The organism is Sphingomonas sp. Tas61C01 (genome assembly GCF_052567495.1).
In genome coordinates this window covers 1,243,616-1,265,917 of sequence record NZ_CP199583.1, presented here as the reverse complement: position 1 = coordinate 1,265,917, position 22,302 = coordinate 1,243,616, and the positions used below count along the sequence as shown (strand labels likewise).

The 22,302-nt window shown below is 67.7% G+C and carries 23 protein-coding genes; 18 read left to right on the top strand and 5 right to left on the bottom strand.

Annotation, left to right across the window (positions count from 1 at the left end; all coding sequences use genetic code 11):
- Nucleotides 1-28 precede the first annotated feature (28 nt).
- Nucleotides 29-1,453, bottom strand: a complete 1,425-nt coding sequence (locus ACT009_RS06025; protein WP_445193435.1) for an aldehyde dehydrogenase family protein — start codon at nucleotides 1,451-1,453, stop codon at nucleotides 29-31.
- 122 nt (nucleotides 1,454-1,575) lie between these two features.
- Between ACT009_RS06025 and ACT009_RS06020 the strand changes: the two genes are divergently transcribed.
- The 4 genes from ACT009_RS06020 (at nucleotide 1,576) to ACT009_RS06005 (ending at nucleotide 4,704) form a co-directional block, all read left to right on the top strand.
- Complete coding sequence (locus ACT009_RS06020; protein WP_445194029.1) at nucleotides 1,576-2,550, top strand: quinone oxidoreductase family protein; 975 nt, start codon at nucleotides 1,576-1,578, stop codon at nucleotides 2,548-2,550.
- A 123-nt stretch (nucleotides 2,551-2,673) separates the two neighbouring features.
- Nucleotides 2,674-3,426, top strand: a complete 753-nt coding sequence (modA, locus tag ACT009_RS06015) for a molybdate ABC transporter substrate-binding protein (protein ID WP_445193434.1) — start codon at nucleotides 2,674-2,676, stop codon at nucleotides 3,424-3,426.
- Nucleotides 3,426-4,115, top strand: a complete 690-nt coding sequence (gene modB / locus ACT009_RS06010) for a molybdate ABC transporter permease subunit (RefSeq protein WP_445193433.1) — start codon at nucleotides 3,426-3,428, stop codon at nucleotides 4,113-4,115. Before modA ends, modB begins: the two co-directional genes overlap by 1 nt.
- A complete protein-coding gene (locus ACT009_RS06005; RefSeq protein WP_445193432.1) occupies nucleotides 4,105-4,704 on the top strand; it encodes an ATP-binding cassette domain-containing protein in 600 nt (199 codons plus the stop codon). Before modB ends, ACT009_RS06005 begins: the two co-directional genes overlap by 11 nt.
- A gap of 201 nt (nucleotides 4,705-4,905) precedes the next feature.
- On the opposite strand, the gene rpsI is transcribed toward ACT009_RS06005, so the two are convergent.
- The 3 genes from rpsI to ACT009_RS05990 all read right to left on the bottom strand — a co-directional run bounded on the left by rpsI (nucleotide 4,906) and on the right by ACT009_RS05990 (nucleotide 7,104).
- The gene (gene rpsI, locus ACT009_RS06000; RefSeq protein ID WP_445193431.1) at nucleotides 4,906-5,451 is read right to left on the bottom strand and encodes a 30S ribosomal protein S9; all 546 of its coding nucleotides are present in this window, start codon (nucleotides 5,449-5,451) and stop codon (nucleotides 4,906-4,908) included.
- Entirely contained in the window at nucleotides 5,451-5,930 is a 480-nt protein-coding gene (gene rplM, locus ACT009_RS05995) for a 50S ribosomal protein L13 (RefSeq protein WP_375420972.1), read from the bottom strand. Before rplM ends, rpsI begins: the two co-directional genes overlap by 1 nt.
- A 121-nt stretch (nucleotides 5,931-6,051) precedes the next feature.
- Complete coding sequence (locus ACT009_RS05990) at nucleotides 6,052-7,104, bottom strand: COX15/CtaA family protein (RefSeq protein WP_445193430.1); 1,053 nt, start codon at nucleotides 7,102-7,104, stop codon at nucleotides 6,052-6,054.
- A gap of 249 nt (nucleotides 7,105-7,353) precedes the next feature.
- Here ACT009_RS05990 and ACT009_RS05985 point away from each other — a divergent pair, with 249 nt between their 5' ends.
- From ACT009_RS05985 to ACT009_RS05955, 7 genes are all read left to right on the top strand, one after another.
- Nucleotides 7,354-7,731, top strand: a complete 378-nt coding sequence (locus tag ACT009_RS05985) for a MerC domain-containing protein (protein WP_445193429.1) — start codon at nucleotides 7,354-7,356, stop codon at nucleotides 7,729-7,731.
- Between the two features lie 39 nt (nucleotides 7,732-7,770).
- Nucleotides 7,771-8,247 carry a Fur family transcriptional regulator gene (locus ACT009_RS05980; RefSeq protein WP_445193428.1) on the top strand — a complete coding sequence of 159 codons (477 nt, stop codon included), beginning with the start codon at nucleotides 7,771-7,773 and terminating at the stop codon, nucleotides 8,245-8,247.
- Between the two features lie 125 nt (nucleotides 8,248-8,372).
- Nucleotides 8,373-10,298 (top strand): 1-deoxy-D-xylulose-5-phosphate synthase, encoded by a 1,926-nt coding sequence (gene dxs, locus ACT009_RS05975; protein ID WP_445193427.1) that lies wholly within the window; start codon nucleotides 8,373-8,375, stop codon nucleotides 10,296-10,298.
- A gap of 399 nt (nucleotides 10,299-10,697) precedes the next feature.
- Complete coding sequence (locus tag ACT009_RS05970; protein WP_445193426.1) at nucleotides 10,698-11,753, top strand: NF038122 family metalloprotease; 1,056 nt, start codon at nucleotides 10,698-10,700, stop codon at nucleotides 11,751-11,753.
- Nucleotides 11,754-11,797: 44 nt separating this feature from the next.
- The gene (locus tag ACT009_RS05965; protein ID WP_445193425.1) at nucleotides 11,798-12,958 is read left to right on the top strand and encodes an NF038122 family metalloprotease; all 1,161 of its coding nucleotides are present in this window, start codon (nucleotides 11,798-11,800) and stop codon (nucleotides 12,956-12,958) included.
- A 57-nt stretch (nucleotides 12,959-13,015) separates the two neighbouring features.
- Nucleotides 13,016-14,128, top strand: a complete 1,113-nt coding sequence (locus tag ACT009_RS05960) for an NF038122 family metalloprotease (RefSeq protein ID WP_445193424.1) — start codon at nucleotides 13,016-13,018, stop codon at nucleotides 14,126-14,128.
- Nucleotides 14,129-14,599: 471 nt separating this feature from the next.
- Nucleotides 14,600-15,544, top strand: coding sequence for an IS110 family transposase (locus ACT009_RS05955; RefSeq protein WP_445193022.1), 945 nt, complete (start codon nucleotides 14,600-14,602; stop codon nucleotides 15,542-15,544).
- Nucleotides 15,545-16,000: 456 nt separating this feature from the next.
- Here ACT009_RS05955 and ACT009_RS05950 read toward each other — a convergent pair whose 3' ends face one another.
- Complete coding sequence (locus ACT009_RS05950) at nucleotides 16,001-16,681, bottom strand: RBBP9/YdeN family alpha/beta hydrolase (RefSeq protein ID WP_445193423.1); 681 nt, start codon at nucleotides 16,679-16,681, stop codon at nucleotides 16,001-16,003.
- 192 nt (nucleotides 16,682-16,873) lie between these two features.
- On the opposite strand from ACT009_RS05950, the gene ACT009_RS05945 reads away from it, so the two are divergent.
- The 7 genes from ACT009_RS05945 to rpsP all read left to right on the top strand — a co-directional run bounded on the left by ACT009_RS05945 (nucleotide 16,874) and on the right by rpsP (nucleotide 22,301).
- Nucleotides 16,874-17,611, top strand: a complete 738-nt coding sequence (locus ACT009_RS05945) for a TlyA family RNA methyltransferase (protein WP_445193422.1) — start codon at nucleotides 16,874-16,876, stop codon at nucleotides 17,609-17,611.
- Between the two features lie 243 nt (nucleotides 17,612-17,854).
- Nucleotides 17,855-18,406, top strand: coding sequence for a TspO/MBR family protein (locus ACT009_RS05940; protein ID WP_445193421.1), 552 nt, complete (start codon nucleotides 17,855-17,857; stop codon nucleotides 18,404-18,406).
- 11 nt (nucleotides 18,407-18,417) lie between these two features.
- Entirely contained in the window at nucleotides 18,418-18,663 is a 246-nt protein-coding gene (locus ACT009_RS05935) for an accessory factor UbiK family protein (RefSeq protein ID WP_375420981.1), read from the top strand.
- Nucleotides 18,664-18,757: 94 nt separating this feature from the next.
- The gene (locus ACT009_RS05930) at nucleotides 18,758-19,267 is read left to right on the top strand and encodes a YbjN domain-containing protein (protein WP_445193420.1); all 510 of its coding nucleotides are present in this window, start codon (nucleotides 18,758-18,760) and stop codon (nucleotides 19,265-19,267) included.
- Nucleotides 19,264-20,064: a pyrroline-5-carboxylate reductase gene (proC, locus tag ACT009_RS05925; protein WP_445193419.1), complete on the top strand. Its 801-nt coding sequence runs from the start codon at nucleotides 19,264-19,266 to the stop codon at nucleotides 20,062-20,064. The genes ACT009_RS05930 and proC overlap by 4 nt, the downstream gene beginning before the upstream one ends.
- A gap of 179 nt (nucleotides 20,065-20,243) precedes the next feature.
- Complete coding sequence (gene ffh / locus ACT009_RS05920) at nucleotides 20,244-21,767, top strand: signal recognition particle protein (protein ID WP_445193418.1); 1,524 nt, start codon at nucleotides 20,244-20,246, stop codon at nucleotides 21,765-21,767.
- 30 nt (nucleotides 21,768-21,797) lie between these two features.
- Entirely contained in the window at nucleotides 21,798-22,301 is a 504-nt protein-coding gene (gene rpsP / locus ACT009_RS05915; protein WP_445193417.1) for a 30S ribosomal protein S16, read from the top strand.
- Nucleotide 22,302 lies beyond the last annotated feature (1 nt).

The window sequence follows — 22,302 nt, the reverse complement described above, 5'->3', positions numbered from 1 at the left end:
GGGTGGCGGCGTCCACCTCCACCTCAAATCAAACTGGCCCGCCGATGATCGCTTTCAGTTCCATAAAGTCCGCCAGCCCGTATTTGCCGCCTTCGCGACCATTGCCCGATTGCTTGTAGCCGCCGAACGGCGTGCCGCCGCCGCCGCTCCAGGCGTTGATCGTGACCATGCCGGCGCGCAGGCGGGGTGCGACCTTGGCGGCCGCGGCGGGATCGCCCGAGATCGTCGCGGAAAGGCCATAGTCGGTGTCGTTGGCAAGCTCGACCGCCTGTTCCTCGCCGTCATAGGTGGTGATCGTCGCGACCGGGCCGAAGGTTTCCTCGCGCCAGATGCGCATCGCCGGGGTGACGTCGGCGAACAGCGTCGGCTTGACGTAATAGCCGCTGTTGCGGCCGTCGGGACGGCCGGTGCCGCCGGTGACGAGCGTCGCGCCTTCGTCGATCGCGGACTGGATAAGGTCCTGGATCTTGTCGAACTGCGCCTTGTTGACGACCGGGCCGATATGGGCGCCCATCTCCGCTGGATCGCCGACCTGCACGGCTTCCATGATCGTGCGGACCACGTTCGTCGCCTCGCCGGCCTGACTGGCGTGCACCAGCAAGCGGGTCGGGGCGATGCAGCTCTGGCCCGAATTGGCGAGCACCCCCTGCACGGTCGGCGGCAGCACCGTGGCCAGATCGGCGCCCTCGAGCACCAGATTGGGCGCCTTGCCGCCGAGTTCCTGGTGGACCCTCTTAACCGTCGCCGCGGCGGCCTGCGCCACCGCGATGCCGGCACGGGTCGATCCGGTGAAGCTGACCATGTCGACGCCCTTGTGGCTCGACAGCGCGGCGCCGACCCCGGGTCCGTCGCCATTGACCAGGTTGAAGACGCCCGCGGGGACGCCCGCCTTGTCGAGGATCTCGGCGAGAATGATCGCGTTCGACGGCGCCTCCTCGGACGGTTTAAGGATCATGGTGTCGCCCGCGGCGATCGCGGGGGCGACCTTCGCGCAGATTTGGTTGAGCGGCCAGTTCCACGGGGTGATCATCGCGACGACGCCGAGCGACTCGTGCACGACCCGCGCCTTGCCGACGGTCTCCTCGAACGTGAATTCCTGCAGCGCCTTCAGCGTGCCCATGAAATAGCCGAGCCCGGCGGGCGCCTGCGCCATCGTCGCGAAGCCGACCGGCGCGCCCATCTCCTCCGACGTCGCCTTGGCGAGATCGGGGATGCGGGCCTTGTACTCCTCGATGATGCGTTCGAGCAGCGCGACGCGATCGGCGACGCTGGTCTGCGAGAAGCCGACGAACGCCTTGCGGGCGGCGGCGACCGCCTTGTCGACATCGGCGGCGCTGCCGAGCATGATCTCGGTCACCGGCTGTTCGGTGGAAGGATCGATGACGTGGTGGCGGGTGCCGCCGTCGCTGTCGATCCACTGGCCGTCGATATAATGTTGCAGATGGCTTTTCATGCGCGTCTCTCCGGACCCGGTTCGAACCTTGGGTTTGTGCCTGCTTTGCGACCGGTGGTGGAGCGTTGCAAGATGAAACGCGTTGATCGCCGCAGGCGATGGCCACGAAACGGGAGTCGGGTATGGCGCGGACGGCATTGATTAGGGCGACGGGCGGGCCTGAGGTGATCGAGTGGATCGACGTCGATCTGCCCGCGCCGGCGGCGGGCGAGGTACGGATGCGGCACACCGCGGTCGGGCTCAACTATATCGATACCTATCAGCGCCGCGGGCTGTATCCGCTTTCGCTGCCCTCGGGGCTCGGCAGCGAGGCGGCGGGGGTGATCGAGGCGGTCGGCGACGGGGTCGACGGCTTCGCAGCCGGTGACCGGGTCGCGACCTTCGGGCCGGCGCCGGGGGCGTACGCGACCGCGCGCAACGTCCGGGCGGCGCAGCTGGTGAAGCTGCCCGACGATATCGACGATCGCACCGCGGCGGCGCTGATGCTGAAGGGCTGCACCACCGAATGCCTGATCGAGCGCTGCGCCAAGGTCGAGCGCGGGCAGACCGTGCTGGTCTGGGCGGCGGCGGGCGGGGTCGGGCATCTGATGGTCGGCTGGCTGAAGGCGATCGGCGCGACGGTGATCGGCACGGTCGGGTCGGAGGCCAAGGCTGAGCAGGCGCGGTCGGCGGGTGCCGATCATGTGCTGCTCCACAAAAGCGACGACGTCGCCGCGAGGGTTCGCGCGATCACCGGCGGAGCGGGGGTGCCGGTGGTGTTCGACGGCGTCGGCATGGCGACCTGGGAGGTGACGCTGGCCGCAACCGCGCGGCGCGGGCTGATCGTCAGCTACGGCAATGCCGGCGGTCCGGTGACCGGGATCGGGCTGGGCGTGCTCGCCGCCAAGGGATCGCTATTCGTGACGCGGCCGACGCTGTTCGACTATTACGTGACGCCGGAGGAGCGGCAGGCCGGGGTCGAGCGGGTGTTCGCGATGCTGCGCAGCGGCGCGATCGTGCCGGAGATCGGGCAGACCTTTCCGCTGGAGGAAGCCGCGGCGGCGCACCGGGCGCTGGAGGCGGGCGAGACGTCGGGGAGTAGTTTGTTGGTGCCGTGAGGTGGTAGCTCCAGGCTGACGCAAGGAAAGGCACGGTCGAGCCCTCGATCCACTCCCCAAAACCCAGTGGCTTTCACCAGCCGCGCGTTATAGCCACGGTTCAACTCGCGGAGGGCTGTTCGCATGCGTTTTCTCGCCGGGCTGCTGGCGCTCATCCTGATGGCGGCGCCCGCGGCTGCGCAGCGCGCGCCGTTGGTGCTGGCGGCGGCGAGCCTGCAGGAATCGATGAGCGCAGCGGCAAATGCCTGGGCGCGGCGCGGTCACCCGCGGCCGGTGGTGTCGTTCGCGTCGTCGGCAGCGCTCGCACGGCAGATCGGGGCGGGGGCGCCGGCGGATGTCTTCGTGTCGGCGGATGCGGCCTGGATGGATGAGCTCGCGGCGAAGCGGCTGATCGTGCCGGGCTCGCGCGCCGCGTTTCTCGGCAACCGGCTGGTGGTGATCGCGGCCGCGGGGAACCCAGCGCGGATCCCGCTGCGACCCGCCGCCGCGCTGGCGCGCGTGCTTGGGGCAGGGCCGCTGGCGATGGCCGATCCCGTCACGGTGCCCGCCGGGCGCTACGGCAAGGCGGCGTTGGAGCGGCTCGGCGCGTGGCGGGCGGTGGCGCCGCGGGTAGTGCGCGCGGAGAATGTGCGCGCCGCCTTGGCACTGGTGGAGCGTGGGGCGGCGCCGCTGGGGATCGTCTACGCGACCGATGCACGGGCATCGCGCGCGGTGCGGGTCGCGGGGGTGTTTCCTGCTGCGACGCACCCCGCGATCACCTACCCGATCGCGCTGATCGCCGCGTCAAGCAATCCGGAGGCAGCGGCGTTCAGGCGGTTCCTGCTGTCGCGCGAAGGCAAGGCGATCTTCGTCCGGTTCGGGTTTTCGGCACGCTGATGCTCGGTGCGGCGGAGTGGGAGATCGTCGCACTGTCGCTGAAGGTCGGCGGCGTCGCGATGCTGGTGACACTGCCGCTCGCCTTCGCGCTCGCCTGGCTGCTGGCGCGGGTGCGCTTCCCCGGACGGATCCTGGTCGACGCATTGGTCCACCTGCCGCTGGTGGTGCCACCGGTGGTCACCGGCTGGGTGCTGCTGATCCTGTTCGCGCCGGGGGGGGCGATCGGTGCGCCGTTGCAGGCGCTGTTCGGGACGAGCGTCCTGTTCCGCTGGACCGGGGCGGCGATCGCGGCGGGGATCATGGCGCTGCCGCTGATGGTGCGGGCAATGCGGCTGTCGATCGAGGCGGTCGATCGGCGGCTGGAGGATGCGGCGCGGACGCTCGGCGCGGGGCGGTGGCGAGTGTTCCTGACGGTGACGCTGCCGCTGAGCGTGCCGGGCGTATTGGCGGGGGCGGTGCTCGGCTTCGCGCGGTCGATCGGCGAATTCGGCGCGACGATCACCTTCGTGTCGAACATCCCGGGCGAGACCCAGACGCTGCCGCTGGCGATCTACGCGGCGCTCCAGCAGCCCGGCGGCGAGGCGACGGTATGGCGACTGTCGGCAGTCTCGGTCGCGCTGAGCCTGGCGGCGTTGATCGCGGCGGAATTGCTCGCGCGGCGCGCGGGGCGGGGGCTGCATGGGGTTTGAGATCGATGTCGAACGGCGGCTGGGCGAGACCGAGATCGCGCTGCGGCTCAGCGCAGGCGACGGCGCAACGGTGCTGTTCGGGCCGTCGGGGGTCGGCAAGACCAGCGTGCTCAACATGGTCGCGGGGCTGCTGCGGCCAGATCGCGGGCGGATCTCGGTCGGCGGCACGACGCTGTTCGGCGACGGCGTCGACCTGCCCGCGGAGCGCCGCCGCGCCGGCTATGTGTTCCAGGAGCCGCGGCTGTTCCCGCACCTACGGGTGCGCGCCAACCTGCTGTACGGCGCGCGGGGGGACGCGGATCGGCTGGCGGAAGTCGCGGAGACGCTGGACATCGCGCATCTGCTGGACCGCTGGCCGCGGCACCTGTCGGGCGGGGAGGCGCGGCGAGTCGCGATCGGGCGGGCACTGCTGTCGTCGCCGCGGTTCCTGTTGCTCGACGAGCCGCTGTCGTCGCTGGACCGCGCACGGCGCGAGGAGGCGATGCGCGCGATCGAACGCGTGCGCGACGAGACCCGTCTGCCGATGCTGGTCGTGACGCACGATCCGGAGGAGGCGGAGCGGCTCGGCACGCGGGTGGTGCGGATGTGAGGGTGAGGTTTAGCCCATTAATGTAATTAATTTCCGTCCCCGGACTTGATCCGGGGTCCCGCTGGCCGCTCGAGCCTAACGCCTGAATCGGCCGAGAGCGGGACCCCGGATCAAGTCCGGGGTGACGGAGAAAAATCATCCGCTCAGCATTAGGGCGGCCCGTTGCCGGACCGCCCCTTCGATACGCGAACTGTAGAAGGATCAGCGCTTCGAGAACTGGAAGCTGCGGCGTGCCTTGGCGCGGCCGTACTTCTTGCGCTCGACGGTGCGGCTGTCGCGGGTCAGGAAGCCGGCGGCCTTGACGGGCGCGCGCAGGATCGGCTCGTACTTGGTGAGCGCCTGGCTGATGCCGTGCTTGACCGCGCCGGCCTGGCCCGAAAGCCCGCCGCCCTTCACGGTGCAGATCACGTCGTACTGGCCTTCGCGCTCGGTCACGCCGAACACCTGGTTGATGACGAGACGCAGCGTCGGACGCGCGAAATAGACCTCCTGATCACGACCGTTGACGGTGATCTTGCCGGTGCCGGGCTTGACCCAGACGCGGGCGACCGCGTCCTTGCGGCGACCGGTGGCATAGGCGCGGCCCTGCTTGTCGATGATCTGCTCACGCAGCGGCATCGTCGACACGACGGGGGCAGGCGCTGCGGCCGGAGCCTCGCCGCCGGCGGCGTCGGTGGTCGGCGTGGCGGCTACCGGCTGATTCGCCAGCGCGGCGAGATCGGACAGGGACTGGCGATTGTCGGACATCAGTTGCCCACCTTGTTCTTGCGGTTCATGCTCGCGATGTCGAGAACCTGCGGGTTCTGCGCTTCATGGGGGTGTTCGCCGCCCTTGAAGATGCGGAGGTTGCGCATCTGCTCACGGCCTAGCGGACCGCGCGGGATCATGCGCTCGACGGCCTTTTCCAGGACGCGCTCCGGAAAGCGACCCTCGAGAACCTTGGCGGCGGTGATGCCCTTGATGCCGCCGGCATAGCCGGTGTGCCGATAATAGACCTTCTTCGCGGCCTTGTTGCCGGTGAAGCGGATCTTGTCGGCATTGATCACGACGACGTTGTCGCCGCAATCGACGTGCGGGGTGAACGACGTCTTGTGCTTACCGCGCAGGACGTTGGCGATGATCGACGCGGCGCGACCGACCACCAGGCCGTCGGCGTCGACGATATGCCACTTCTTGTCCACCTCGTGCGGCTTGGCCGACTTGGTGGTCTTCATGAGCGCCTTCATGGGCGAGACCTTCCAGATTGAAATGCAACGCGCCAGCCGTTGCGGGCTGGCGCGAATGCCGGCCTAATGCGCAGGAAGGGCCGGCAAGTCAAGCATTCCGCGGCGTTGCTGACGGGTATCTCTATACCTGAAGGGTCGTGGCACGTCGCCGGCCGACCGCGTGCGCGGCGAACACGGTCGCTATCAGCAGCAGCGCGGCATTGGCCTGATGCGCCTCGGCGACCTCGATCTTTACGCCCGTCATCAGCGTCGCGACGCCGAGGAACAGCTGGAGCGTGACCAGCCCGACCACCCAGAAGCCCGCGCCTGAGCCCGAGCGGGTTGCTTTCGCCGCGAGCCAGACCAGCCCGGCCGCGGCGGCAAAGGCCCACCAGCGGTGGATGAACTGGACGACGATCGGGTTGTCGACCGCATTGGCCCAGGCGGGATCGGTCATCGGCACGCCCGCGGGGAACAAGGAGTCGCCCATCAGCGGCCAGCTGGCAAAGGCATAGCCGGCGTTGAGCCCCGCAGTGAAGGCGCCATAGACGAGCTGGACGAACAGCAGCGCGAACGCGATCGCCGCCACCCGATCGAGCCGGGCGGGCACCGCCATCGGATCGCGGGCGAGCGCGCGCAGGTCGAGCGCGGTCCAGACGATCCCGGCGAGCGTGACCAGCGCGGTCATCAGGTGCACCGCGAGCCGGACATGGCTGACGTCGGTGCGCACCGACAGGCCCGACATCACCATCCACCAGCCGATCACGCCTTGCAGTCCACCGAGCATCAACAGCGCGATCAGCCGCGGGCCGTAGCCGGCGGGGATCCGGCCGCGCACCCAGAACCACAGCAGCGGCAGCGCGAACGCCATCCCGATCGTCCGCGCGAGCAGCCGGTGGATATATTCCCAGAAATAGATCGTCTTGAACCCGTCGAGCGTCATCGCGCTGTTGATCGCGGCATATTCGGGAATGCGCTTGTAGGCGTCGAACTCGGCCTGCCACTGCGCGGTACCGATCGGCGGGACGATGCCGCGGATCGGCTTCCATTCGGTGATGGACAGGCCCGATTCGGTCAGCCGGGTGATCCCGCCGACGACGACGATCGCGACGATCATCGCGGCGACGACGAACAGCCAGATGGCCACGGCCCGAGGCCGCGCGCGCGACATGAAGGCGCTGCTGGGTTGAAGCATGCCGCGCGGTACTCCCTGCGCAAGCGTTCGCCAAGCGGGACGTTTCAGGATTGATGCCACCCCGGCGGAGGCCGGGGCCCAGGTCAGAGACGCGACTTGTCGGGTGCTGCGCTCGGCAACAGCCACCTTCCCGACTGGGCCCCGGCCTTCGCCGGGGTGGTGGAAGCGATGGTCGTCGTTAAGCCCCTCTTCGCTTACCCAAATGTGATGTTGTATCTTGTCGTCGGCCCGCTTACATCCGGGTCGACCATGACGATTACGACTCGCCTCGGCTGGCCCGGCCTCGATCGACTGGCGATCGCCTTGTCGGGGCTGTGCCTGGTGCATTGCATCGCGAGTGCGGTGTTCCTGGCGATGCTGTCGACGGTCGGCGGAATGCTGCTGAGCCCGATCTTTCACGAGGTCGGATTGACGCTGGCGATCGCGCTCGGCGCGGTGGCGCTCGGCAAGGGCGTGTTGGAACATGGGTATCTGATGCCGGCATCGATGGGTGCGTTCGGGCTCGGGGTGATGGCGGGCGCGATGTCGCTGCCGCATGACGGTGGTGGTGGCGAGGCGCTTTGGACCGTGATCGGCGTCGGCCTGCTCGCGTTCGGGCACGATCTCAACCGGCGCGCGCTGTCCTAGGCGCTTGCCGGGGGGGTCGCGGCGTCCTACCTCTTCGTCATGGCGCACGCGCACGATCACCACGAGCCGCAGGGCGCCGAACTGGCGCTGGCCGCGCAGACCACGCTCGAGAAATCCGGCGAGCAATGGACCACGATGCGCGCGAGCGTATACGAGGCGCTGGCGGGGTTCGCCAAGCCGGCCTCCGCCTATGACATCGCCGATGCGGTATCAAAGAGCGAGGGGCGGCGGGTCGCGGCGAACAGCGTGTACCGGATCCTCGACCTGTTCGTCGGCGCGAACCTGGCCCACAAGGTCGAGAGCGCCAACGCTTATATCGCCAACGCGCATCCCGACTGCCTGCACGACTGCATCTTCCTGGTGTGCGACCATTGCGGGCAGACCACGCATCTCGACGACGACCGGATCACCGGCGGCGTCCGCAACGCCGCCCGCGCCGCGGGGTTTTCGCCGGTGCGCCCGGTGATCGAGGTTCGCGGCGCCTGCGCCGCGTGCGAGCCGGCTCTCTCGGCCTGACGCACTCGCCGCGACGCGGGCCAGCGATGCACATGATGTGCAGCCGATATGGTGAATCGACTGCAACACTCTGACAAGTTGTCGGATGCAATCGACACGTGCCGACGGCGCGGGTAAACGGGGTGATGGCCGATCTACCCGCTACGCCGTTGCTCGACACCGTCGCGACGCCCCAGGACCTCCGCACGCTCAAGCCCGAACAGCTGCGCGACCTTGCCGACGAACTCCGGGCGGAGGTGATCTCCGCCGTCGGCACCACCGGCGGGCATCTCGGCTCCGGGCTTGGTGTGGTCGAGCTGACTACCGCGATCCATTACGTGTTCGACACGCCGCGCGATCGGCTGGTGTGGGACGTCGGGCATCAATGCTACCCGCACAAGATCCTGACCGGACGGCGCGACCGGATCCGCACGCTGCGCCAGGGCGGGGGGCTCAGCGGCTTCACCAAGCGCAGCGAGAGCGAATACGACCCGTTCGGCGCGGCGCATTCGTCGACCTCGATCTCGGCGGCACTGGGCTTCGCGATCGCCAACAAGCTGGCGGGGACGCCGGGCAAGGGCATCGCGGTGATCGGCGACGGCGCGATGTCCGCGGGGATGGCGTACGAGGCGATGAACAACGCCGAGCAGGCGGGCAACCGGCTGGTCGTGATCCTCAACGACAACGACATGTCGATCGCGCCGCCGGTGGGTGGCCTGAGCGCGTATCTGAGCCGGATCGTGTCGAGTCGCGAGTTTCTGGGCCTGCGCGAGCTCGCCAAGAAGTTCGCGCGGCGGCTGCCGCGGCCGTTCCACAATGCCGCACGCAAGACTGACGAGTTCGCGCGCGGGATGACGATGGGCGGCACGTTGTTCGAGGAGCTCGGCTTCTATTATGTCGGGCCGATCGACGGGCATAATCTCGATCACCTGATCCCGGTGCTGGAGAATGTCCGCGATGCCGAGGAGGGCCCGATCCTGGTCCATGTCGTGACCAAGAAGGGCAAGGGCTATGCCCCCGCGGAAGCGTCCGCGGACAAATATCACGGCGTGCAGAAGTTCGACGTGATCACCGGCGCGCAGGCGAAGGCGCCACCGGGGCCGCCGGCATACCAGAACGTGTTCGGCCAGCAGCTGGTCGCGGAGGCCGCGCGCGACAACCGGATCTGCGCGATCACCGCGGCGATGCCGTCGGGGACGGGGCTCGACGCGTTCGCCGCGGCGTATCCCGATCGCTTCTTCGACGTCGGCATCGCCGAGCAGCACGGCGTGACCTTCGCGGCGGGGCTGGCGGCGCAGGGGATGCGGCCGTTCTGCGCGATCTATTCGACGTTCCTGCAGCGTGCCTATGACCAGGTCGTCCACGACGTCGCGATCCAGAACCTGCCGGTGCGCTTCGCGATCGACCGCGCGGGGCTCGTGGGGGCCGACGGCGCGACGCATGCGGGGGCGTTCGACGTCACCTATTTGGCGACCCTGCCCAATTTCGTGGTCATGGCCGCGGCGGACGAGGCCGAGCTGGTGCACATGACGCATACCTGCGCGATGCACGACAGCGGCCCGATCGCGGTCCGCTATCCGCGTGGCAACGGCACCGGGGTGGCGCTGCCCGCGCATCCCGAGCGGCTGGAGATCGGCAAGGGGCGGGTGGTGCGCGAGGGCAAGACCGTCGCGATCCTGTCGCTCGGCACCAGGCTCGAGGAGGCGCTGAAGGCGGCGGAGGTGCTGGAGGCGAAGGGGCTGTCGACCACGGTCGCCGACCTGCGCTTCGCCAAGCCGCTCGACGTGGCGCTGATCCGGCGGCTGCTGACCACCCACGAGGTCGCGGTGACGATCGAGGAAGGCGCGGTCGGGGGGTTCGGCGCGCACGTGCTGACGCTGGCGAGCGACGAGGGGCTGATCGACGCGGGGCTGAAGCTGCGCACGCTGCGGCTGCCCGACGCGTTCCAGGATCAGGACAAGCCCGAGAAGCAATATGCCGATGCCGGGCTGGACGCCGATCACATCGTCGCGACGGTGCTGACGACGCTGCGCCACAACAGCGCCGCGGTGAGCGAGGGCGCCTACGCCTGAGGGCGGTTCGGCCGTGTCACGAGCGTGGCGCGCGGGACGTACATGCATGACGGGGCCGGCAAGGGCCGTAAGCCGCGTGGGGTGATTCCTGGGCCGGGCGATCGCGCCGACGGGCCGCGGACTGGACCCGCGAGATCTTGCAAGTGTCGGCTCGGAACAACAGCCTTCCATGTATAGATGCGAACGATATGGATCATATTCTTAACTATATTGCCATGCCCAGCTGAGCGTCGGTATTAATTCTTTGTTAATTGCCGGTTTTGAGTTATCTTCCGATTCGACAAGTCTGTTCAGGCTGATTGAATTGGGGAAAGTGGCATGGTGGGATTAGTTTCGAAAGCATTGTTACTATCCGCTGCGATCTCGGCATCGACTATCGCGACATCGGCGGACGCGCTGGTGATCAACAACTACTTCACCTATGATCTTAAAAACCACGCCCGGTCGGTCGAGATCATGAACGCGATCGACTATTCGTCGCGAGCATTCGAGCGGGCGTTCAGCAACGACGTAACGGTCAACATCCAGTATCAGCTGGGCTATTCGAGCTCTTACGGCCTCGGTCAGTCGGCGACGTCGGGCGACCGGGTCCGCAAGGATCGTTACGCGGATTGGCTGCGTGCCAGTTCGGCGGCCAATCCGGCAAACACCGTGCTGGCACAGGCGGTCGCAAGCCTTAGTGTCGGCAACCTCGCCAACCCCGATGTCGAATGGATCCAGTTCGAGAGCGCGCAGGCTCGCGCTCTCGGGATTGCGATCCAAGGCGATCTCGAGACCTGGGGTCCGCCGGACGACCCCTATTTCGCAGATTTCGGTGGCGACTCGCTGCCCGAGGGGCAGGGGCTGGATGGATCGGTGAAGCTGATGAGCCTCGACGACGCGCTGTTCGGGACGGACATCCCGTGGTCCGAGATGCCGAAATACGACGAGAGCGTGGGCCTCGCCTCCTGGCGCTTCGCCGCGATCAACACGATCCAGCACGAGATCATGCACGTCCTCGGTGGCGGCAATGCCCTCGTCCTGCCCGGCGTGGATCAGATCACGGGGCTCGACCTGTACCGCTACACGGCGCCGGGCGTGGCCAACGACGGCAACGAGCACGACACGGCTTATTTCTCCGTCGATGGCGGCAAGACCAATATCCAGTATTTCAACAGCGATAACTTCGGGGATCCCGGCGGCTGGGGGCCGACGCTCCGTTGCCCGACCGGCTACGGCCGGGGCGGGCCGATCGGGTTGTTCATGGACGCGGTGTCGTGCGGCAACCAACCGACGGTGACGTTGAGCCTGGATTCGCCCGAGGGCATCCAGATGATGGCGCTCGGCTGGAACCCACGGGTCGCCGCGGTGCCGGAACCCGCGACCTGGACGATGATGCTGCTCGGCTTCGGCGGCATCGGCGCGGCACTGCGCCGGCGGCGTCCGCGGGTGGCGGTGCGGATCGACCTCGCCTGACAGGTTGGCGGTCGGCCCCCAAGGGGGGGTAACATTGGATGGCGTTGGAGATCGAGATGGTTGGACTATTCGCGAAGCGATTGCCGGTGCTGACGGCTGCCGTCTTGCTGACGATGACGGCAAGCTCTGCCGATGCGCTGGTGATCAACAACTACTTTACCTATGATCTGAAGAACCACGAACGCGCGATCGAGATCATCGACGCGATCAACTATTCGTCTAGAGCATTCGAAAATCTGTTCTCGAACGATGTCACCGTGAACATCCAGTATCAGCTGGATTACTCGGTCGGTGTCGGCCTCGGGCGTGCGGCGGGCGGAAGCGAGCGGATCCGGAAAGACGTCTATGGCGACCTGTTGATCGCGAGCTCGGCGGCAAACCCGGAAAACGCCGTGCTGGCGAAAGCGGTCGAGAGCCTGGGGCAAGGGAACTTCGCCAATCCCGGTATCGAGTACATTGAGGTTACCAGCGCGCAGATTCGAGCGATCGGTGTGCCCATCCAGGGCGATGTCGAGACCTGGGGAAACGGGGAGTGGTACAGCGATTTCGGCGGCGACTCGCTGCCGGAGGGGCAGGGACTGGACGGATCCGTGATATTGATGAGCGTCAGTGAGATGTTGTTCGGCATGGACATCCCCGCATACGACAAAAGCATCGTGGGCGCCCCCGTCCGCTTCTCCGCGATCAATACGATCCAGCACGAGATCATGCACATCCTGGGTGGTGGCAATTCCATCATCATCGAGATGTACGAAGATGATCTGCAGGAGCTCCGGGTAACCAAGCAGGTGACGCCGCTCGACCTGTATCGCTACACCGCACCGGGCAAGCCACACGACGGCGGTGCAACGGACTTCGCTTATTTCTCGGTCGATGGTGGCAAGACCAACATCCAGCAGTTCAATACCGGCGACCGATGGGAAGCCGGGGGCTGGGGCCCCATGGCGCCCTGTCCGAGCGGGATCGGCAGGGGCGGGCCGATCGGGTTGTTCATGGACGCGGCGTCCTGCAGCAACCAGCCGACCGTGACGTTGAGCCTGGATTCGCCCGAGGGCATCCAGCTGATGGCCCTCGGCTGGAACCCGCGAGTGGCCGCGGTGCCGGAGCCTGCGACCTGGACGATGATGCTGCTCGGCTTCGGCGGCATCGGCGCGGCACTGCGCCGGCGGCGCCCGCGTGCGGCGGCGTGCATCGCCGCGACCTGATCGGGTGACGTAGCTGGACGAGCCGAGGCGCGTCGTGTCGATGACGGGAGGTTACGAATGATCGGATTGGCGTCGAAGAGTTGGTCGTCGGTGTCGGCGGTGTCGCTTTCGGTCGTATCGCTGTCGGCCACGGCAGTCCCGGCGGACGCGCTGGTGATCAACAACTACTTTTCGAAGACGTTGACGGCAAATCCGCGCGCCACCGAAATCATCGCCGCGATCAACTATTCGTCGAACGCATTCGCGTCTTTGCTGTCCAACGATGTCACGGTGAACATCCGCTACGATCTCGATCTCGACGCCTACAATTTTCTCGGTGTTTCCGGCGCCTCGGGAGACGGGAAGTACAAGGAAACCTACGTCGACATGCTCCGCGAAAACGCGGCGGCGCATCCCGAGAATGTCGTGCTGTCGGAGGCGGTGAAGTACCTTGAAAAGGGCAATTACGGCAATCCCGACCTCAGCTATGTCGGCGCGAGCAGTGCGCTGCTGCGCGCCAACGGGTTCGACACGATGGGCGATTTCGAACGATATACCAACGACGACGGGACGCCGGTCTACGATCTCTATGGCGCCCAGTTGGACGGTGGCCTCGACGGGGTGATATCGCTGGCCAGCATTGACGAGATGCTGTTCGGCTTCGACATCCCAGAATGGGATGGGACGGAGGCCAGGCTTTATTCGGCGATCAACACGATCCAGCACGAGATCATGCACGTTCTCGGCGGCGGCAACTCCAATGTCGGGTCGGACTACATGATGCAAGCGCTCGACATGTACCGCTATGCGGCGCCGGGCACGCCCGAGTTCACCGAGGACGGATCGGCATATTTCTCGATCGACGGCGGGGTGACCAAGATCCAGCAATTCTCCCGGACCGGCACCGACCGCAATGGCTGGGGGCCAGACGCCCCCTGTTCGACCGGGGCCGGCTCCGGCGGGCCGATCGGGTTGTTCATGGATTCGACCTCGTGCCCCAATCAGCCGACGGTGACCTTCAGCCTCGCGTCGCCCGAGGGCATCCAGCTGATGGCGCTCGGCTGGAATCCGCGCGTCGCGGCGGTGCCGGAACCCGCGACCTGGTCGATGATGCTGGTCGGCTTCGCTGGCGTCGGCGCGGCGTTGCGGCGGCGGCGGACGGTTGCGGAGGTGGCTGCGGGGGGCGGGTGAGCCGAGGGGCCCGAGCCGGTGATCCATTCGTCGCGCCGGGGAGGGCACCTAATATCATGTGTTCCCGCGAAGGCGGTGACCCGGTATTGGGCTCCAGCCTTCTTAAGACCTCTGCGAAACTCCTTCGTCATCCCGGACCCTTCGACTTCGCTCAGGAGAGCCCTTTTTCCGGGATCCATTGTTCGGCAAGAGCATAAGCCGTCGATTTTGCAGCGCCGTGGACCCCGGAACAAGTCCGGGGTTGTCTGTTATCGCCAGTTTAGAAGTCGCTCGTTCCGCGCATAAGCGGGATGCCCGGGTCGGGTGGCCACCCGACCCGGGCGCGGATAGCTGGACCGTTCCGGGGTTGGGCTCGCGCCCGTCGTCATCTTGGTCGGCTATCCGCTTCGCCTTGACGCTTGGTGAGTTGCCTGGGCCACTGGTGAAAACCACGCCCGCAGACGATCACAAGCCACTGGAGGATAATGTCCGATGCATGATTCTGCTACCATTCCCGACAGCTTTATCGGCTGCGATGTCGGCAAGGCCGAGATCGTCGTGTTCGACAGCCGAAGCGGACGCACGACCAGGATCGCCAACGATCCCCAGGCGCTGGCCGACTTCGCGGGCACGCTCGAGCCGACGGGCCTGGTCGTCTGCGAAGCCACCGGCGGCTACGAGGCCGGCCTGCTGAACGCGCTGGTCGCCGCCGGCCGCCCGGTGCACCGTGCCGATGCCCGCAAGGTGAAGGCCTTCATCCGCTCGTTCGGGATCCTCGGCAAGACCGACGGCATCGACGCCCGCGCGCTCGCCGCCTACGGGCGCGAACGGCACGGCGCGCTGGCGCGCTGGCAGCCCCGCGACGAGCAGCGCGACCAGCTCGCCCTGCTGGTCTCGACCCGGCGCGAGTGCGTTCGCCAGCGCGTCGCCTGCCGCAACCGGCTACAGGCGCCCGGCACGGCACCGGTCGCGCCCCGCCTGCAGCGCATCCTCGCCACGCTCGATGCCGAGATCGCCGGCATCGACGCCGACATCGCGACCCTGATCGACGCCTGCGAACCACTGAACCGGGCCGCCACGACCCTGCGCGCCATCCCCGGCATCGGCCCCGCCACCGCCGCCCAGCTCGTCGCCCTCATGCCCGAGCTCGGCACCCTCGGACGCCGCCAGGCCGCCGCGCTCGCCGGCCTCGCGCCACATCCGAGACAGAGCGGCAGCCACGACGCCTACCGCAGGACCCGCGGTGGCAGGCCCGAGGTCAAGCAGGCCCTCTTCATGGCAGGCCTCGCCGCGGCCAGACACAACCCCACCCTCAAAAGCTTCTACAAACGACTGATCGCAAACGGCAAGAAACCGATCGTCGCCCTCGTCGCCGTCATGCGAAAACTCCTCGTCATCGCCAACGCACGCATCCGCGACACCATGGCGATGAACTGAGTTGATGACGGAGTGATTTGGTGAAGTTGGAGACTTTTGCAGAGGTCTCGCCTTCGCGGGGCCTCTGCAAAGCCCACTCGGTCACCCCGCACTTGCTCCGCGATCCACTGTTTCGTGCAGGGATAAGCCATTGATCTTGCGAGAGGGTGGACCCCGGAACAAGGCTCTCCTGAGCACAGTCGAAGGGTCCGGGGTGATGAGCGGATTTGGCGAATTCGACGACTTTCGTAGAGGTCTCGCCTGCGCGGGAGCACGACTGACAGGGCGCAGCCTTGCCATGATCGAAGGGCTCTCACCTCCTCGGGTTGCACCGTGTAGGTGCCGGCAACGCGATAAGGATCGAGGCAGCCCTGCCAACGAGGGCACGCGAACGCCGTGTGGGCGAACGCTGATCTCAGCTCTTCACGACAAGCTCCGCGTGTCGACCGTCCGCGCAGGCACCTCACCCCGGCGCGATCACCTTCGCTGCGCTTCGCCCATGCCCGAGATGCTGCCCGGACGGTAAGCGCTCGTGAGCAGCGCCCTGGCGTCGCCGGGGGAGCGGGCGTGGCCGCGGCCGTCTCGGCTGGCGTCGATGACGCGGTCGAGTAGTTCCTGGCCTTCGTGCCAGGCGCCCAGTCCCGAGGCGGCGTTGATGTGGCCGCGGGCGCTGATGTCGACATGGTGGCTGCCCCATTCGGCGGCCATGCTGTGCGCCCGTTCGGGGGTGACCCACGGATCGTCGGTCGAGGACACCACCAGCGACGGGAAGGGCAGCGGGGTTCGGGGTACGGGGGCGAAGCCGGCGAGTTCGCGCGGGGCGTCTGCGCGGTCGACGTCGGCGGGCGCGACTAGCAGCGCGCCGGCGACCGGCCAGCCATAGGGCTGCGGCGACAGGGCCGCCCACCACGCGACCGCGATGCAGCCGAGGCTGTGTGCGGCGAGGATCACCGGCGCCTGCGCCTGGCGGATCGCCTCGTCGAGCTTGGTAACCCAGGAATTGCGGTGCGGCGTGTCCCACATGCCGAGTTCGACCCGGACGGTGTCTAGACGCGATCGCTCCCATAAGGTCTGCCAGTGCGATGCACCCGACCCGCCCAGCCCGGGCACGGTGAGGATCGTCGGGGAAACGGCGTCGTGCGGCGCGAAACTACCCATGGTCACCTCCTGTCGGACGCGAGAAGCGGTTGCTTATTCGCGAGGAAGGGGCGTGTCGGACCTGCGCTCTAGGGCACGCCGATCCGGCACGCCCCCCCGTTACGGGGATATACCCACCTATCCGGGGGACAATGGCCCTGCGACGAGCGGATCACCGCTTGCGGCGGGCCGAAGCGGCAGCGATAGCAAGGCATGGCGAAGCAGCGCGCGGACCAGATTCTTGTCGATCGCGGGCTCGCCGAATCGCGGACCCGCGCGCAGGCGCTGATCATGGCGGGACTCGTATTCGCCGGCACGCGCAAGGTCGAGAAGCCGGGGCAGACGCTGGCCGAAGACGTCGAGCTCGACGTCAGGGGCCGGGACCATCCCTGGGTGTCGCGCGGCGGGATCAAGCTCGCGCATGGGTTGGCGGCGTTCGGCTGGGACGTCGCCGATGCGGTCGCGATCGACGTCGGATCATCGACCGGCGGCTTTACCGACGTGCTGATCACCGGCGGGTCGCGGCGGGTCTATGCGGTCGACAGCGGCACCAACCAGCTGGCGTGGAAGCTGCGACAGGACGAACGCGTGGTGGTGCTCGAACAGACCAGCGCGCGGATCCTGACCGCCGCGCACATCCCCGAGCCGGTCGACCTGATCGTCTGCGACGCGAGCTTCATCGGGCTGGCCAAGGTGCTGGAGCGGCCGATGACGTTCGCGCGCGACGGGGCGCGGCTGCTGGCGCTGATCAAGCCGCAATTCGAAGCGGGGCGCGAGGAGGTCGGCAAGGGCGGCGTGGTGCGCGACCCGCTGGTGCACCGGCGGGTGTGCGACGCGGTGGTGACGTGGCTGGAGGCGCAGGGCTGGCGGGTGCTGGGGGTGGTGGAAAGCCCGATCACCGGTCCCGAGGGCAATGTGGAGTTCCTGGTGGCGGGGGTATTGAGCGGGTAGGTGCCGGTCGAGGGCTCCCGAGCCTACCTCCCCCTCCGACACGCCTTCGGCGCACCACCTCCCCCTGGCGGGGGAGGAATTTGGATCCTCCATCGCTTTAGCGAGGGAGGGAGACCGCCCGCGCCAGCGGGTGGTGGAGGGGGCCTCTCCGCTGGGCACGGTCCAGGATAGTACACACCACGGTCCTTTACCTCGCCGTCGCCGCGCGCCAAGACGGGGCTTGCAACGATATCGGGGGGTGCCGTGGGAGAAATCGCGTCGAAGGGGCAGTTGCGGATGTCGTTCGCGCGCTGGGCGATGGTGACGGTGCCGTCGATCCTGCTGCTTGGCTTCCTTGCCGGGCGGGTGGTGCCGGTCGGCAACGAGAGCGACTGGTATCGGGCGCTCGCCAAGCCCGCGGCGACGCCGCCGGGCTGGGTGTTCCCGGTGGTGTGGTCGTCGCTGTACGTGATGATGGGGCTGGCACTGGCGATGATCCTGAATGCGCGCGGCGCAGGTGCGCGGGGACTGGGGATCACGCTGTTCGTCGTGCAGTTCGCGCTCAACCTGGCGTGGACCCCGCTGTTCTTCGGCGCACATCGGATCACGCTGGCGCTGCTGGTGATCGTCGCGATGACCGTGCTGACGATCGCGACAACCGTCGCATTCGCGCGGGTGCGCAAGGCGGCGGCGTGGCTGCTGGTGCCGTACATGGTGTGGATCAGCTTCGCGAGCGTGCTGACGTGGCGGATCGGGCAGCTCAATCCGCACGCCGAAACTCTTGTACCGGCTCCGCAAACAACCCAGATGTTGTGAAAGGAACCAAGATGCAGACCGAAAACCGTATGTTCGACGACATCGTGAAGATGTTCAACGGCGCTGCCGGCACCATCGCCGGCGTCGCGCGCGAGACCGATGCGTCGGCGCGCAGCCGCGCGCGCGAATGGATCGGCGGGCTCGATTTCGTCTCGCGCGACGAGTTCGAGGTGGTGAAGGCGATGGCAGTGGCCGCGCGCGAGCAGAACGATGTGCTCGAGGCGCGGATCGCGGCGCTCGAGGCCAAGCTGCCCTGACCTTTTCCACAGTTTTGTCGGGCCGATCGTGCGCCGCGCTTGCCGGCGCGGTTTTGCCTCGGCAGCGTCTTTCGTGCGATAGCGCTGCCAGGACATGACGATGCTCGACCAAGCCGACCACGACAGCGACCCCGCCGCGCCGATCGACATGCTCGAAGCCTATTATGGCGCGCATGGCTGGGATCACGAGCGTCACGACGACGAGATCGTCACCAACGTGAAGGGCAGCTGGGCAACCTACGAACTCCGCGCGCTGTGGCGCGAGGAGGATAGCGTGCTGCAATTCCTCGCCTTTCCGGACATCAAGGTGACCGACGACCGTCGCGCGCAGGTCTATGAAACGATCGGGCTGGTCAACGAGCAGCTGTGGATCGGGCATTTCGAACTGTGGTCGTCGAGCGGCGTGCTGCTGTTCCGGCATGCCGCGATGGTCGACGGCGGCGAATCGGGAACGATGTCGCTGGAGGCGACCGAGTTGCTGGTCGAATCCGCGATCGAGGAGTGCGAGCGCTTCTATCCGGTGTTCCAGTTCGTGCTGTGGGGCGGGAAGAGCCCCAAGGAGGCGCTCGCCGCGGCGTTGATCGAGACGCAGGGCGAGGCGTGAGCGCGCTCGCCGACGCGCCGATCTGGCTGGTCGGCTGCGGCAATATGGGCGGAGCGATGCTGCGGCGGTGGATCGCGGCGGGGATGGACCCAGCCCGGGTGACGGTGATCACGCGCGGGGCGGCGGATCTGCCGGCGGGCGTGCGCCACGTGCACGCGGTGCCGGAGGGCGCGCGACCGGGCATCGTCGTGCTGGCGGTCAAGCCGCAGCAGCTCGACATCGTGGCGCCTTTGCTGGCGGGCGTGGGGCCGGCGTTGCTGGTATCGATCCTGGCCGGGGTGGAGGTTGCCGCCCTGCGCGCCCGCATTCCTGCTGCAACGATCGTGCGGGCGATGCCGAACCTTCCGGTCGCGATCGGCAAGGGGGTGACGGCGCTGTTCGCCGACGCGATCGAGACGGAGGCGCGTGCGGTGGTCGAGGCGCTGACGGTGCCGCTCGGGCTGGTCGAGTGGATCGATGACGAGGCGCAGTTCGACGCGGTGACCGCGCTGGCGGGGTGCGGGCCGGGGTTCGTGTTCCGCTTCGCCGATGCGCTGGCGCAGGCGGGGGCGGCGCTGGGCCTGCCTGCCGACCAGGCGGCGCGGCTGGCGATCGCCACGCTCGAAGGGTCCGCGATCATGGCAAGCGGGTCCCCGGAGGCACCCGCGGTGCTGGCGGATCGGGTGGCGAGCCCGGGCGGATCGACGCGCGAGGGGCTGAACGTGCTCGATCGTGACGAGGCGCTGGTGAGGCTGCTGACCGAGACGCTGGCGGCATCGGCGCGGCGGAATGCCGAGATGGCGGCGGCGGCTCGGTAACGTCCGGTAGGGCAGGTCGCTCCGGCACACCGACTTGCCCGCATGGGCGTTTTGCGCTATGGCCGTCCTCACGTTTCTTGCGAGACGCAGATGACACGCGCTTGCGGGCGCACGCTGGCCGGCGAGGTTTCGCCCGCCGGCGCTTTTGCGTTTGGCGGTTTTTGGTCTGGGGAAGCATCATGTTCGACAGCCTGAGCGACCGTCTTGGCGGCGTGTTCGACCGCCTCCGCGGTCGTGGCGCGCTGACCGAGGCCGATGTTCGCGGCGCGATGCGCGAGGTGCGGGTCGCGTTGCTGGAGGCGGACGTCGCGCTGCCGGTGGCGCGCGATGTGGTCGACCGGATTACCGAACAGGCGGTCGGTCAGAACGTGCTGCGGTCGGTCACGCCGGGGCAGCAGGTCGTCAAGATCGTCAACGATGCGCTCGTCGAGATGCTCGGATCGGAAGCCGTCGAGCTCGACCTGAACGTCGCGCCGCCGGCGATCATCATGATGGTCGGCCTGCAGGGATCGGGCAAGACCACGACGACAGCCAAGATCGCCAAGCGGCTGTCGGGCGGGCAGGGCGGACGCGAGCGCAAGAAGGTGCTGATGGCGTCGCTCGACGTCAATCGCCCGAACGCGCAGGAGCAGCTGGCGACGCTCGGCACCCAGATCGAGGTTGCAACGCTGCCGATCGTCGCCGGTCAGCAGCCGGTCGATATCGCGCGTCGGGCGATGCAGGCGGCGAAGCTCCAGGGCTTCGACGTGCTGATGCTCGATACCGCGGGCCGGCTGCACGTCGATCAAGCGCTGATGGACGAGATGCGCTCGGTCGCCGACGTGGCGCAGCCCGCCGAGATCCTGCTCGTCGTCGATTCGCTGACCGGGCAGGACGCGGTCAACGTCGCGCAGAACTTCTCCGATCAGGTGCCGCTGACCGGCGTCGTGCTGACCCGGATGGACGGCGATGCGCGCGGCGGTGCGGCGCTGTCGATGCGCGCGGTCACGGGCAAACCGATCAAGTTCGCAGGGACCGGCGAGAAGCTGGATGCGCTCGAGGCATTTCATCCGGGCCGGGTTGCCGGGCGTATCCTCGGCATGGGCGACGTCGTCAGCCTGGTCGAGCGCGCCGCGGAATCGATCCAGCAGGAAGACGCCGAGCGGATGGCCAGTCGGATGGCCAAGGGCCAGTTCGACATGAACGACCTGCGCGCGCAGCTGGGTCAGATGGCGCGTATGGGCGGGCTCGGTGCGCTCGCGGGGATGATCCCGGGCATGAAGAAGGCGCAGGCGGCGATGGCCTCGGCGCCCGGCAGCGACAAGATGCTCGTCCACATGGACGCGATGATCGGATCGATGACGCTGAAGGAGCGCGCCAAGCCCGAGCTGATCAACGCCAAGCGCAAGATCCGCATTGCCAAGGGATCCGGCACTACGGTGCAGGAGGTCAACAAGCTGCTGAAGATGCACCTCGAAATGTCGACCGCCATGAAGAAGATCAAGAAGATGGGCGGGCTGAAGGGCATGATGGCGATGCTGGGCAAGGGCGGCATGGGCGGCGGCATGGCCGGGCTCGGCAACGCGCTCGGCGGCCAGCAGCTCGGCGACATGATGGGCAAGGCGGGCGGTGGCCTGCCGGGATTGCCCGGCCTTGGCGGCGGCGATGCGGGCGGGATGCCCAAGCTGCCGCCCGGCTTCGACAAGTTTCTCACCAAGAAATAACGACCAACTCGAAAACGAAGGAAGATACCAATGGCAATCAGCATTCGCCTGTCGCGTGGCGGCTCCAAGAAGCGTCCTTATTACCGCATCGTCGTCGCCGACGCGCGCAGCCCGCGCGACGGCCGCTTCATCGAGAAGATCGGCAACTACAATCCGCTGCTCGCCAAGGACAACGAGCAGCGCGTGGTGCTGGACGCGGATCGCGCCAAGCATTGGCTGAGCGTCGGCGCGCAGCCGACCGATCGCGTCGCTCGCTTCCTGGATGCGGCGGGCGTCCGTGAGCGCGCCGCGCGCGAGAACCCCAACAAGGGCAAGCCCGGCGAGAAGGCGACCGAGCGCGCAGAAGAGCGTGCCGAGAAGCTGAAGGCGCAGCAGGAGGCCGAGGCCGCTGCCGCTGCGGCGCCTGCTCCCGAGCCGGTGGCCGAGGAAGCTCCTGCCGCCGAGGAAGCCCCTGCCGCCGAGGAAGCTGCGGCGACCGAGGAAGCGGCGCCGGCCGCCGACGAGGCGACGACCACCGAAGAAACCGCTGCCTGAT